Here is a 12,931-nt window from a genome sequence, read left to right as displayed (position 1 = left end):
GGGAGAGTAACGCCCGCCAACTCACCCGGCGAACCGACCCGACTCCTCAGTAGGGTTGCTCACATGGGAACGATCGCCGAGGCCGCCGCCGCTGCTCTGTCCGCCATGACTGGCTCTTCGTCACCGTCAGTCGCCATCGTGCTCGGGTCGGGGTGGACCGATGCCGCAGACGTGTTCGGCGACGCCGGTGCGGACGTGACAGCCGAAGTCTCGATGGCGGATCTTCCTGGCTTCGCCCCACCGTCCGCCCTCGGCCATGCGGGCACCATTCGTTCGGTGCGCGTCGGAAACACCGAAGTTCTGCTGCTGCTCGGGCGCGCGCACGCATACGAGGGCCACGATCTCGGTACCGTCGTCCACCCGGTCCGGACAGCCATTGCTGCCGGCGCCGACACGGTCATCCTCACCAATGCGGCCGGCGGTATCCGCGAAAACTACACAGTCGGTCAACCGGTGCTGATCAGTGACCACCTGAACCTGACGGCCCGCTCTCCCCTCGTCGGCGCAGAGTTCGTCGACCTGGTTGACGCCTACTCGCCGGAACTGCGTGCGCTGGCTCGCTCGATCGACCCGGACCTTGCCGAGGGTGTTTACGCCGGGCTTCCCGGTCCTCACTACGAGACTCCGGCCGAGATTCGAATGCTTCGTACACTCGGCGCCGATCTGGTCGGCATGTCGACGGTTCACGAGACCATCGCGGCCCGCGCGCTCGGCGCCCGCGTTCTCGGTATCTCCATGGTCACCAATCTGGCCGCCGGAATCACGGGCGCCCCGCTCGACCATCAGGAAGTGCTGGCGGCAGGCAAAGCATCGGCCGCCCGGATGGGAGTGCTGCTGCGTCAACTGGTCGAGCAGCTGTGACACCACTGAACGTCACCGAGTGGATCGACGCCGATCCGGACCCAGTTACCCGCACAGAATTAGCCGCCCTTTCCGAACATGAACTGGCCGAACGCTTTTCCGCACCACTGACGTTCGGCACTGCTGGGCTTCGCGGGCCGGTGCGCGGCGGGCCCAACGGCATGAACCTCGCGGTCGTCATCCGGACCACGGCCGGTCTGGCGGCCTGGCTGACAGCTCGCTGCCAGGGCGGGTCCCGCGTTGTGGTCGGCCGCGACGCCCGGCTCGGTTCAGAGGCATTTGCTCTCGCCGCCGCCGAGGTCATGGCAGCGGCCGGGTTCGAGGTGACCCTGCTCCCCCGCCCACTGCCGACACCGCTGGTGGCGTTCGCGGTGCGCAGGCTCGGGGCAGCGGCAGGTATCCAGATCACCGCCTCCCACAATCCTGCCGCCGACAACGGTTACAAGGTGTATCTCTCGGGCGGAGCGCAACTCGTCTCCCCCGCCGATCGTGAAATCGAGAGCGAGATCGCCCGCATCGGTGGTGCCGCCGACGTCGCCCGGGCATCGGTGATTCCGGCCGACGATTCTCTGGTCGAGGAGTACATCGCCCGCATCGCGACCCTCCCGCACGGCGACGCCCGCTCGATCCGGATTGCGCTCACGGCAATGCACGGCGTCGGCGGGGAGACTGCGACAGCGGCTCTGCGAGCAGCAGGGTTCGACGATCTGCACGTCGTGGCGGAGCAGTTCGATCCCGACCCCACGTTTCCGACCGTCGAGTTCCCCAATCCCGAAGAGCCTGGCGCCGCAGACCGCCTGCTCGCCCTTGCCCGAAGTGTCGACGCGGATCTGGCGATCGCACTCGACCCGGATGCCGACCGCTGCGCCGTCGGAGTTCGCGACGGTGATCAGTGGCGCATGTTGCGCGGCGACGAAACCGGGGTGCTCCTGGCCGACCACGTACTGCACACGGCGCCCGGAGATTCGTTGGTGGCGACGACGATCGTCTCCTCGACTCTGCTCTCGAAGTTGGCGAAAGCTCGCGGAGCCAGGTTTGCGCAGACACTCACCGGATTCAAGTGGCTCACGCGCGCCGGCGACGGACTCGTCTACGCCTACGAGGAAGCGATCGGGCACTGCGTCGATCCGGATGTGGTGCGGGACAAGGACGGAATCTCAGCTGCCGTTCTGGTGGCCGACTTGGCTGCCACCCTCGCGGGCAGCAACAGAACCCTGTTGGACGTTCTAGGCGACTATGCCGTCGAATTCGGACTGCATCGCGGGGACCAAGTATCCCGCCGCGTCGAGGATTTGAGCGACATCGCCGAAATGATGAAACGACTACGCGCCGATCCTCCTGGCCAACTCGCGGGTGAGCCGGTCACGACCGAGGACTTGTCCCTGGTTCGCGGTGGTATGCGCACCGACGCAGTGATATTCGACGGGCCGTCGATCCGCGTGGTTGTTCGACCGTCCGGAACCGAGCCCAAGCTCAAGTGTTATCTCGAAGTTGTCGTCCCAGTGGCGAACCGCGACGACCTCGCGAACGCACTAGAGCAGGCGAAGGCCCGGCTGGCGGAACTCCGAACCTTCGCCCTTTCGCTCTAGCGGGGTCCGAACTGCCGATCGCCGGCGTCACCGAGACCGGGGACGATGAAAGCGTTCTCGTCGAGTCCGTCATCGATGCTCGCGATGACCAGACGAACCGGGTGGCCGGACGCTGCCAGCGCGTCGACGCCGGCCGGAGCGGCCACGACGCACACTGCCGTGACATCCGTCGCGCCACGCGCAACCAGCAAGTCGATGGTGTGCACCATCGAGCCACCGGTGGCGAGCATCGGATCGAGCACGAACACCGGGATACCGGACAGATCCGCAGGCAGGGATTCGAGGTACGGAACCGGCTGATGAGTCTCTTCGTCACGTGCCATTCCGACAAAGCCGACGCCGGCCGACGGAATCAGCGCACTCGCCTGTTCGACCATGCCCAGACCGGCCCGCAGCACGGGTACCAACAACGGCGGCTTCGCGAGCCGGATGCCCGTCGTCGCTGCTACCGGGGTGTCGACCGGAAACTCCTCGACCTCCGCGTCACGCATGGCCTCGTAGACCAGCATGTGCGTGAGCCTGCGAAGTGCGGAACGAAAAGTTGCGTTCTCACTGCGTGCATCACGCATTGTCGTCAAGAGGGCCGCCGCGAGCGGATGGTCGACTACGTGCGTTTGCATGACCATCAGAATAGTTCCTCGGGAACCGGAGCACCCCGCGCGGCGTCCAAGAAGGAGTAAGCGCAACGGGGGGAAGACAAGTTGACAAATCTGGATCTGGACACTGAAAGCATCGCGGAGTTCGCCACGCGGTTGGGCACTGTTGCCGACAACGTCGCCCAAGCTCGACAGGACGCGGCGGGTGGCGATCACTTGGCTCTGTCCGCTGTGCTGGGGCTGATCGGCGGCGACTTCGTCGATGTCGCGAGCCGAGCACAGCAAGCGCACATCGACGACATCGATCGACTGTCCGCTGTGATCTCCAGCGTCCAGTCAGCCACCCGCGACGCTCACGCCGTCTATCTCGACTCCGAGGAATCGGTACGAACGACTCTCGCTGAAGCCGCACGCTCATGATCGACGTCGACGCACTCGCACGACCGATCATCGATCTGGTCGACATTGTCGGGACTGGCGTCCCCAGCGCAAGTGGACCCGACGTCGGCATCCGAATCGCTACGGACGCCCTCGAGATCGCATACCAATTGGGAAGCGCTGCTCTGAGCGAACTGGCGTCCTCTCAGAGCTCGTCCACGGCACTCACCGCTGCGGTGACCAAAACCGAGCAGACGCAGACGTCGACGCGAAACCTCGCCGATCGTGGGACCGACATCGCCGGCGTCGTGGACGAAGCAACAACGTCCGTGTACGCGGGAATGACCGAACTCGGTGAGATTCTCCAGTCCTTTCTGACACTCGCGATCAAGGCCGGGCCGACGCTGATGACACCGACGGGCCAATTGATGTTGTTGTCGGCCGCGTTGGAGCACCTCGGACGCGCGGTATCGGTTATCGAGCGGGTACGCGGTGAGCTGGCGGGGTCGACCGACAAGATGTCCGCACTCGTCCCGTCCGTCCCGATACCCGATCCCGCACCTGGAGTCTCCGGTTCGGTGGGTGGTTCCGGTTCCGTCGGTGGTTCTGGTTCCGTCGGTGGTTCTGGTTCCGTCGGTGGTTCTGGTTCCGTCGGTGGTTCTGGTTCCGTCGGTGGAGTAGAGGTCGAACTTCCCGACGGCTCGATTGCCACCGCACCGAACGCCGAGGCCGCTGCTGCCGTACGCAACGCGCTTACTCAACAGGGTGTCCCGTACGCCTGGGGAGGCACGACACCCGGAGTCGGTCTGGACTGCAGTGGTCTGACGCAATGGGCGTACGGCCAGGCCGGAGTCGATATTCCGAGGTTGGCTCAGGAACAGGGAATCGGGAACCAGGTCGATCAGAACAATCTGATGCCGGGCGACCTCGCGGTCTGGGACGGCCACGTCGCGATGGTGATTGGCGGCGGCCAGATGATCGAAGCCGGCGACCCAGTCGAAATCAGCGCCATCCGAACCACGAACAGCGGCATGGGCTTTCACGGTTTCTACCGTCCGACGGAATGACAGGAAACATGAACGAGAACATGCGGGAATCACCGCCGATCATCACAGCCGTCTCCGTCAACCGCGCTGGAACCATCGCGGTCCGCGCCACGGAACACGCCATTCCCGTGGACCTGCGGATCAGCCAGGAGGAACTGCGGTACGGCGGGGAACGGTTGGCGCAACAGATACTCACACTGTGCTCGAAAGCAGCAATCGAGGCCGGCGCCCGCCATCGTGTGGAGCTCGAAGAGACCGGAGTCCCGGCAGCGATCCTCGATCGGCTCGGTCTCGCGACCCGAGACGAACTGGCCGATGTCGATGCCGCCGAGGGCCAGATCCTTCCGTCGAGCTGGATGCGTTCGATATGAGCGAGATTGATCGAATCATGGAGCTGGCGAAACACCGGACCGGACTCTTGCAGGACGCCGTCGACGGGGTCGGCGCTCTGCGGGCGGTCGTCTCGAGCGAGGGTGGGATAGTCACGGCGACTGTCGACGGGCTGGGTGCTCTGGTCGACCTACGGATTACCGACGCAATCACCACGATGAATTCTCGCACTGTGGCCGCATTGACTGTCGCAACAATTCACCAGGCAGTTCGACAGTCCAACGACGAACGAGAGCGACTGGTCAGTGAGCTCCGAGTGGCACTGAAACAAACGTGACGAACCCCCGCTATGCCTTTCGCTCTGCGGTGGATAGGCTTCCGCCCATGGCTGGAGACATCGTCCCTATCGAAATCGGACTCACCGACGGAGACCTCGTCACTTTGTGGGCACCCCGCTGGCGCGAGGGCGACGACGAGTGGGAAGCGTTCCTCGGCCATGAGGAAGACCTGTACGGGTTCTCCTCCGTCGCAGAACTCGCGGCCTTCATCCGAACGGACTCCGACAACGACCTGGTCGAGCATCCGGCGTGGGCCGTCGTCTCCGGACTGTCGGCAGCCGAGCTCGAACCGGAAGAGAATTTCACCTTCGACTTCGTCGGCGTGCCGGAACTGGCCGCAGGTGATCCTGAGGCACTGGCGGTCTCGGAACTCGAAGACACCTTGAACATGGCTCGCAACATCGGCGAGGTGTGCGAACTGGACGCGGTCATCCGCTTCTTCAGCGGCCATCCGGTACTCGGCGCGCTTGCGACCGGCGCCGGCACCTTCGAAGGTCGCGAAGGCCTGGAGCTGTGGGACCAGGTCGGCGCTGCGATCGTCAAGGACTGGGACGCCGTTCTCGACGCCATCGACAAGGTGGTCACCTCCCCGAAGGTCGATGCAGCTGCCGTCGCGGTCGCCGAAGCTGAACTGCTCGCTGCCGCCGAGAACACCGTCGACGCCGACGATGTCGCCGAGGAGGGCGAGGACGAGGAATTCGACGAAGACGACCTCGACGAGGAGGAAGACGAAGTCGAGACCTTCTGGGGCGAGGTCGGTGTCGACCCGATCCGCATCATCACCTCAGCCGAGACGTTCTACACTCTGCGCTGCTACATGGGCGATCAGGCGATCTTCCTCGGCAAGGACGGACTGATCACCGTTTTCCGTAGCGAGCGCGCACTCGCTCGCTACCTCGCCGACAACCACGAACACGATCTCTCGCAGGTCAGCACGTACGGCGAAATTCAGAATGCTGCCGTCGACGGTTCACTCGAAATCGAGGTCACGGACGAGAACGTCTACGTTCTGCCCGGGATCGCCGACGACCTCGCCCAGGGCCCGGACGTCGTCGACGCCGAGCAACTGGAACTTGCCGTCGAATTGTTCACCGATGCAGCGGATTTCGCCGACGACGACTCCACCGAGGAGGCTCTGTCCGCGTCGAACGAGCTGGGTTGGTACGTCTCGTACCTCCTCAACCCCGATCCGTCGCGGATGGCTCCGAGTGCGCCGTTCACCAAGGAATCCGAGGCCTGGCGCGAACTCGAGCGTGAGTTCGAGGCCCGGCTGCGATCTGAGTAGTCGGGTGCACGTCAGCTAGCCGATGAGCACGGCGTAACCCGGCTTGATGACGTCGTCGATCAACGCGAGTCGCTCGTCGAACGGGATGAAGGCCGACTTCATCGCGTTGATGGTGAAGCGTTCCAGATCGGTCCAGCCGTAACCGAAGGTCTCGACCAACGCGGCCATTTCCCGGCTCATGCTGGTGTCGCTCATCAGCCTGTTGTCAGTGTTGACGGTCACGCGGAAGCGCAAGTCCGCCAACAGTCCGAACGGATGGTCCGCCAGGGCGGCTACCGCTCCGGTCTGCACGTTCGAACTCGGGCACAGTTCCAGGGGAATGCGCATGTCACGGACGTAGTTCGCGAGTCGACCCAGCTCTGCCCCACCTTGGCCGGCTACGTCGATGTCGTCCACGATCCGCACGCCGTGGCCCAACCGATCCGCTCCGCAGAAGGCGATGGCTTCGTGGATCGACGGCAACCCGAACGCCTCCCCCGCGTGAATCGTGAAGTGGGCGTTCGCATCACGCATGTATTCGAAGGCGTCGAGGTGCCGGCTCGGCGGGTTACCGGCCTCGGCACCGGCGATATCGAAACCGACGACGCCGCGGTCCCGGAATCGCACAGCGAGTTCGGCGATCTCCCGTGACCGGGCGGCATGCCTCATCGCCGTGAGAAGACACCCGATTCGGATCTCCCGTCCCGCGACCCTGGCAGCGGATTCGCCGGCCCGGAAGCCTTCGAGAACGTGCTCGACGACCTCGTCCAAACTCAGGCCTTGTTCCAGGTGCTGCTCGGGCGCAAAACGGATTTCGGCATAGACGACGTTGTCGTCGGCCAGATCCTCGGCGCATTCACGCGCTACCCGTGCAAGCCCTTCCGGGGTCTGCATCACCGCGACCGTGTGCGCGAACGTTTCGAGGTAGAGCTCGAGCGATCCACTGTCAGCGGCAGTTCGGAACCATTGCGCGAGTTCGGATGCCGTAGTCGCCGGCAGCTCGTCGTAGCCACACTGCTCGGCCAGTTCGAGGACAGTCTCGGGTCGGAGTCCTCCGTCGAGATGATCGTGGAGAAGAACTTTGGGTGCGCTGCGGATCGTGGTCAACTCCGGTGCGTTCATTCGCCAACGCTAACGCGAATCACCCACAATTCGCTCGATGAGCAACGGTCGCGAAACGGTGTCGGAATCGGCCCCGATCGACCAGCCTCCGCCGAGGCTCCGCCGCGCAGCATCAAATCTCTCGGGAGTGTCGGTGTGCAGTGTCATCAGCTTCTGTCCGGCGCGGACCACGTCGCCGGGCTTCGCGTGCATCTCGATGCCGGCACCGGCCTGAACGGCTTCGCCCTGTCGTTCGCGTCCGGCTCCGAGCTTCCAGGCCGCGATGCCCACCGCCATGGCGTCGAGTCGGGTCAGCACGCCGTCTCGGTCCGCGGTGACGACGTCGCTGTGCCGGGCCACCGGCAGCGTCGCGTGTGGGTCCCCACCTTGTGCGGCGATCATCGCGCGCCACCGGTCCATGGCCGTGCCGTCGGCCAGGCTGTCTGCGGGGTCGATACCGTCGATCCCAGCCGCGGACAGCATCTCCCGAGCCAGGACCAGGGTCAGCTCGACGACGTCGGACGGCCCGCCGCCTGCCAGCACCTCGACGGATTCACGCACCTCGAGAGCGTTGCCAGCCGTCAATCCCAGCGGGGTGTCCATCCCGGTGATGAGAGCACTTGTACGCACGCCGGCGTCGTTGCCCAACTCGACCATCGTGCGTGCCAACTCTCGCGCGTCGCCGAGGTCCTTCATGAACGCTCCGGAACCGACTTTGACGTCGAGCACCAGGGCGCCGGTTCCCTCGGCAATCTTCTTGCTCATGATCGAACTTGCGATCAGCGGAATGGATTCCACCGTTCCGGTCACGTCGCGCAGCGCGTAGAGCTTCTTGTCGGCGGGGGCCAGGTTCGCTCCGGCAGCGCAGATCACCGCGCCGATTTTCGGGTCCGCGAGAATGTCGACCATCTCCGTCGCCGTGAGCTCGGCTCGCCAACCTGGAATGGCCTCGAGCTTGTCGAGAGTTCCGCCGGTGTGGCCGAGTCCGCGTCCCGACAACTGCGGGACTGCAAGACCACATGCCGCGACGAGGGGCGCGAGCGGAAGGGTGATCTTGTCCCCAACACCACCGGTCGAATGCTTGTCGACAGTGGGCAGCGGCAAGTCCGAAAAGTCCATCCTCCCGCCGGATTCGATCATTGCCTCGGTCCATCGGCCGGTCTCTGCTCGTGACATTCCTCGGAAATAGATCGCCATCGCGAGCGCCGACATCTGCTCGTCGCCGACGACCCCCTCAGTGAACGCCTGAACTATCCAGTCGATCTCGGTTCCCGACAACTCGCGGCCGTCACGCTTGGCGCCGATGATGGAAACTGCGTCAAACATGGCGGAGCCCCTCTGCTTGTTCCGGCCCGAAAGCATCAGGCAACAGCTCGCTCAGCGGCTTGAACCCACTGCTCGTGTCGACAAGCATCTCCCCCCCGCCGTGCTCGAGAAGAAGCTGTCTGCACCTGCCGCATGGCATCAGAATCGAGCCCTTCGCGTCGCAGCACGTGAAGGCAACCAGCCGCCCGCCCCCGGTGGCGGCTAAGTTACCGACGAGTCCACATTCGGCACACAGGCTCAAACCGTATGAGACATTTTCCACATTGCATCCTGAGACGATCCGACCATCGTCTACCAGGGCAGCTGCACCCACTGCATAGCCCGAGTACGGTGCATAAGCCTGCCGCATGACCACTTGCGCGTTGTGCCGCAACAACTTCCAGTCGATGTCACCCATGGTTCGTTATCCAATCACGCCGACTGAATGGATGCAGAAACCACGCCGAAACCGGCTAGGTGAGATTGGAAAGGCAAACCTTACAAAGAGTTTGGTACGCGTACGAATCCCGCATCTGATTAGTTCCCGGTTTCACATAGGTTTAGAGTCTGAGTCAAGTCGGTTCAGGATCCCGTCGAGCCCGGGCTGAGGTACATCGAAGCTCTCTGCAGGCTCGACGCGTCCACCAATGACGTTGGAGGCACAGCACTCGATGAGTACTACGACTGAAGCCGCTCCTCAGAAGGAGCGCACGAGGTCGCTTTACCGGGGCGACCCCGGAATGTGGTCCTGGGTTCTACACCGGATCACAGGCGTCGCTACTTTCTTCTTCCTATTCGTACACGTTCTCGATACGGCACTCGTTCGGGTCAATCCCGATACGTACGACGCCGTGATCGACACGTACAAGAACCCCCTCGTCGGCCTCATGGAGATCGGCCTCGTCGGCGTAGTCCTCTACCACGCCCTCAACGGCGTGCGCGTGATGTTGGTGGACTTCTGGTCGAAGGGCCCGAAGTACCAGCGCGTCATGCTCTGGACCATTCTGACGATCTGGTTCCTGGTGATGATCCCAGGCGCCGGACGCATCCTCATCAACATGTTTGCGGAGCACTGACATGGCGACTACTCACGGACCCGAAGCCAAGAGCCTGGGCACCTCATACGACCGTCCCGCAAGCCTGGACAACCCGCGGTCCCCGCGCGCGAAGGCTCGGAACAACTTCGAGTTGTACGCATGGCTGTTCATGCGCTTCTCCGGCGTCGCCCTGATCGTTCTGGTCCTGGGCCACATGTTCATCATGCTGATGCTCGACGGTGGCGTTCACCGTCTGAACTTCGCATTCGTCGCAGGTCGCTGGTCCAGCCCGTTCTGGCAGTTCTGGGATCTGACGATGCTGTGGCTGGCACAGCTGCACGGCGGTAACGGCCTGCGCACGGTCATCGCGGACTACTCCCGCAAGGACTCCACGCGCTTCTGGCTGACCACGATCCTCGTTCTCTCGATGATCCTGATCATGGGCCTGGGCACGTACGTCATCTTCACCTTCGACCCCAATATCTCGGCGAGCTAGGGGAGCACAGACTTCATGCAGGAACATCGTTATGACGTGGTCATCGTCGGCGCCGGCGGCGCAGGCATGCGTGCGGCAATCGAAGCTGGCCCCCGTGCCCGCACGGCCGTACTGACCAAGCTCTACCCCACCCGCAGCCACACCGGCGCGGCCCAGGGCGGCATGTGTGCCGCACTGGCGAACGTGGAGGAAGACAACTGGGAGTGGCACACCTTCGACACCGTCAAGGGCGGCGACTACCTCGCCGACCAGGACGCCGTCGAGATCATGGCCAAAGAGGCCATCGACGCGGTGCTCGACCTCGAGAAGATGGGTCTGCCGTTCAACCGCACGCCCGAAGGCAAGATCGACCAGCGTCGATTCGGTGGCCACACACGTGACCACGGCAAGGCACCCGTCCGCCGTGCGTGTTACGCAGCCGACCGCACCGGTCACATGATTCTGCAGACGCTGTACCAGAACTGCGTCAAGCACGACGTCGAGTTCTTCAACGAGTTCTACGCGCTCGACATCGCCATCACCGAGACCGAGGACGGCCCGGTTGCCACCGGTGTCATCTGCTATGAGCTCTCGACCGGCGAGCTGCACATCTTCCACGCCAAGTCGATCATCTTCGCGACCGGCGGCTCGGGACGTATGTACAAGACGACGTCCAACGCGCACACCCTCACCGGTGACGGCATGGGCATCATCTTCCGCAAGGGCCTGCCCCTCGAGGACATGGAGTTCCACCAGTTCCACCCGACAGGACTCGCCGGTCTCGGCATCCTGATCTCGGAAGCCGTCCGTGGTGAAGGTGGCATTCTCCGTAATGCCGACGGCGAGCGCTTCATGGAGCGCTACGCCCCCACCATCAAGGACCTCGCTCCGCGTGACATCGTGGCCCGTTCGATGGTCCTCGAGGTTCTGGAAGGCCGCGGCGCCGGCCCGAACAAGGACTACGTCTACATCGACGTGACGCACATCCCCGAGGAAGTTCTCGACGAGAAGCTCCCCGACATCATGGAGTTCTCGCGCACCTACCTCGGCGTGGACCCCGTCAAGGAGCCCGTGCCCGTCTACCCGACGTGCCACTACGTCATGGGCGGTATCCCCACCAAGATCAACGGTGAGGTTCTGCGCAACAACGACGAGGTCGTCAAGGGCCTGTACGCCGCCGGCGAATGTGCCTGCGTTTCCGTGCACGGTGCAAACCGCCTCGGCACCAACTCGCTCCTCGACATCAACGTGTTCGGCCGCCGCGCCGGCATCGCTGCCGCCGAGTACGCGAACTCCACCGAGTTCGTCGACCTGCCGGAAACCCCGGCTGCGATGGTCGAAGACTGGGTCGGCGTCATCCTGTCCGATCACGGCCACGAGCGCGTTGCGGACATCCGCACCGAGCTGCAGCAGTCGATGGACAACAACGCCTCCGTCTTCCGCACCGAAGAGCGCCTCACCCAGGCACTCAAGGATGTGCGTGCTCTCAAGGAGCGCTACAACCACATCACGGTCCAGGACAAGGGCAAGCGCTACAACAGCGACCTGCTCGAGGCCATCGAGCTGGGCTTCCTCCTCGAAATGGCAGAGGTCACCGTCGTCGGCGCCCTCAACCGCAAGGAATCGCGCGGCGGCCACGCTCGTGAGGACTTCCCGGATCGCAACGACGCCGAGTACATGAAGCACACGATGGCGTACAAGGAGGGTGACGGCCTGCTCTCCGACATCCGTCTGGACTACAAGCCGGTGATCCAGACCCGCTACGAGCCGATGGAGCGTAAGTACTGATGTCTGCGCCTGCTGTAGATGCACCCAAACTCCCCGCTGTTCCCGAGGGGGCCGTCATGGTCACTCTCAAGATCGCGCGGATGAACCCCGAATCGGGCGAGGGCCAGCACTGGGACAGTTTCCAGGTCCCGGCACTGCCCACCGACCGTCTGCTCAACCTGCTGCTGTACGTGAAGGGTTACCTCGACGGCACCCTCACGTTCCGTCGCAGCTGCGCACACGGTGTCTGTGGATCGGACGCCATGCGGATCAACGGTGTGAACCGTCTGGCCTGCAAGCTGCTGATGAAGGACATGCTGCCCAAGGACGGCAAGCCGGTCACCATCACGGTCGAGCCCATCAAGGGCCTGCCCGTCGAGAAGGACCTGGTTGTCGACATGGAACCCTTCTTCGACGCATTCCGCGCCGTGAAGCCGTTCCTCATCACCAGTGGCAACGAGCCCACGCGTGAGCGCATCCAGAGCCAGCACGACCGTGCTCGTTTCGACGACACCACCAAGTGCATCCTCTGCGCATGCTGCACCACGTCGTGCCCCGTGTACTGGAGCGACGGCAGCTACTTCGGTCCCGCTGCCATCGTGAACGCACACCGGTTCATCTTCGACAGCCGTGACGAGGCCGCTTCCGAGCGTCTCGACATCCTGAACGACAAGGACGGCGTGTGGCGTTGCCGCACCACGTTCAACTGCACCGACGCATGCCCCCGCGGCATCCAGGTGACAAAGGCAATTCAGGAAGTCAAGCGAGCTCTGCTCTTCGCTCGATAGTCAGGCCTTCGGCCCTGTGCGCGGTTAGGGAGTCTCCGGACTCCCTAACCGCGCAC

General features: G+C 63.8%; 15 protein-coding genes. 11 read left to right on the top strand and 4 right to left on the bottom strand.

The features are described from left to right. Positions 1-63 precede the first annotated feature (63 nt). Both B0E55_RS11260 and B0E55_RS11255 read left to right on the top strand, forming a co-directional pair. Positions 64-861: a purine-nucleoside phosphorylase gene (locus tag B0E55_RS11260; RefSeq protein WP_020907041.1), complete on the top strand. Its 798-nt coding sequence runs from the start codon at positions 64-66 to the stop codon at positions 859-861. After that, positions 858-2,450: a phospho-sugar mutase gene (locus B0E55_RS11255; RefSeq protein WP_080909721.1), complete on the top strand. Its 1,593-nt coding sequence runs from the start codon at positions 858-860 to the stop codon at positions 2,448-2,450. Before B0E55_RS11260 ends, B0E55_RS11255 begins: the two co-directional genes overlap by 4 nt. Here the strand turns inward: B0E55_RS11255 and upp are convergent. Beyond that, positions 2,447-3,070, bottom strand: coding sequence for a uracil phosphoribosyltransferase (upp, locus tag B0E55_RS11250; RefSeq protein ID WP_007727319.1), 624 nt, complete (start codon positions 3,068-3,070; stop codon positions 2,447-2,449). The two genes, B0E55_RS11255 and upp, sit on opposite strands and share 4 nt — an antisense overlap. A gap of 81 nt (positions 3,071-3,151) precedes the next feature. On the opposite strand from upp, the gene B0E55_RS11245 reads away from it, so the two are divergent. The 5 genes from B0E55_RS11245 to B0E55_RS11225 are packed head-to-tail and all read left to right on the top strand — an operon-like array spanning position 3,152 to position 6,423. Further along, entirely contained in the window at positions 3,152-3,466 is a 315-nt protein-coding gene (locus tag B0E55_RS11245) for a type VII secretion target (RefSeq protein ID WP_029255007.1), read from the top strand. Next, positions 3,463-4,491 carry a C40 family peptidase gene (locus B0E55_RS11240; RefSeq protein WP_080909720.1) on the top strand — a complete coding sequence of 343 codons (1,029 nt, stop codon included), beginning with the start codon at positions 3,463-3,465 and terminating at the stop codon, positions 4,489-4,491. The genes B0E55_RS11245 and B0E55_RS11240 overlap by 4 nt, the downstream gene beginning before the upstream one ends. Beyond that, positions 4,488-4,841, top strand: a complete 354-nt coding sequence (locus B0E55_RS11235; RefSeq protein WP_021332524.1) for a hypothetical protein — start codon at positions 4,488-4,490, stop codon at positions 4,839-4,841. The genes B0E55_RS11240 and B0E55_RS11235 overlap by 4 nt, the downstream gene beginning before the upstream one ends. Beyond that, positions 4,838-5,137 (top strand): YbaB/EbfC family nucleoid-associated protein, encoded by a 300-nt coding sequence (locus B0E55_RS11230; protein ID WP_021332523.1) that lies wholly within the window; start codon positions 4,838-4,840, stop codon positions 5,135-5,137. Before B0E55_RS11235 ends, B0E55_RS11230 begins: the two co-directional genes overlap by 4 nt. A gap of 47 nt (positions 5,138-5,184) precedes the next feature. Next, positions 5,185-6,423, top strand: coding sequence for a hypothetical protein (locus tag B0E55_RS11225; protein WP_020969158.1), 1,239 nt, complete (start codon positions 5,185-5,187; stop codon positions 6,421-6,423). 15 nt (positions 6,424-6,438) lie between these two features. Here B0E55_RS11225 and B0E55_RS11220 read toward each other — a convergent pair whose 3' ends face one another. From B0E55_RS11220 to B0E55_RS11210, 3 genes are read right to left on the bottom strand one after another with little or no spacing between them, the layout of a single operon-like run. Beyond that, positions 6,439-7,524 carry an adenosine deaminase gene (locus B0E55_RS11220; protein WP_020969157.1) on the bottom strand — a complete coding sequence of 362 codons (1,086 nt, stop codon included), beginning with the start codon at positions 7,522-7,524 and terminating at the stop codon, positions 6,439-6,441. 9 nt (positions 7,525-7,533) lie between these two features. After that, the gene (locus B0E55_RS11215; protein WP_080909719.1) at positions 7,534-8,829 is read right to left on the bottom strand and encodes a thymidine phosphorylase; all 1,296 of its coding nucleotides are present in this window, start codon (positions 8,827-8,829) and stop codon (positions 7,534-7,536) included. Beyond that, the gene (locus B0E55_RS11210; RefSeq protein WP_019747693.1) at positions 8,822-9,226 is read right to left on the bottom strand and encodes a cytidine deaminase; all 405 of its coding nucleotides are present in this window, start codon (positions 9,224-9,226) and stop codon (positions 8,822-8,824) included. Before B0E55_RS11210 ends, B0E55_RS11215 begins: the two co-directional genes overlap by 8 nt. A 253-nt stretch (positions 9,227-9,479) precedes the next feature. Between B0E55_RS11210 and sdhC the strand changes: the two genes are divergently transcribed. Genes sdhC through B0E55_RS11190 form a run of 4 tightly spaced genes read left to right on the top strand, consistent with a single transcriptional unit; the run spans position 9,480 to position 12,875 of the window. Then, positions 9,480-9,884 (top strand): succinate dehydrogenase, cytochrome b556 subunit, encoded by a 405-nt coding sequence (sdhC, locus tag B0E55_RS11205; RefSeq protein ID WP_020969155.1) that lies wholly within the window; start codon positions 9,480-9,482, stop codon positions 9,882-9,884. A gap of 1 nt (position 9,885) precedes the next feature. Further along, the gene (locus B0E55_RS11200) at positions 9,886-10,341 is read left to right on the top strand and encodes a succinate dehydrogenase hydrophobic membrane anchor subunit (protein WP_003940699.1); all 456 of its coding nucleotides are present in this window, start codon (positions 9,886-9,888) and stop codon (positions 10,339-10,341) included. Between the two features lie 15 nt (positions 10,342-10,356). After that, positions 10,357-12,108: a succinate dehydrogenase flavoprotein subunit gene (sdhA, locus tag B0E55_RS11195; RefSeq protein ID WP_019747692.1), complete on the top strand. Its 1,752-nt coding sequence runs from the start codon at positions 10,357-10,359 to the stop codon at positions 12,106-12,108. After that, positions 12,108-12,875, top strand: a complete 768-nt coding sequence (locus tag B0E55_RS11190; protein WP_003940925.1) for a succinate dehydrogenase iron-sulfur subunit — start codon at positions 12,108-12,110, stop codon at positions 12,873-12,875. Before sdhA ends, B0E55_RS11190 begins: the two co-directional genes overlap by 1 nt. The last annotated feature ends 56 nt before the right edge of the window (positions 12,876-12,931 follow it).

Origin of the sequence: Rhodococcus sp. 66b (assembly GCF_002076325.1) — a bacterium.
Classification (GTDB): Bacteria; Actinomycetota; Actinomycetes; order Mycobacteriales; family Mycobacteriaceae; genus Rhodococcus_F; species Rhodococcus_F erythropolis.
The sequence above is the reverse complement of the archived record's forward strand: the minus strand, read 5'-3'. Positions and strand labels throughout refer to the sequence as shown.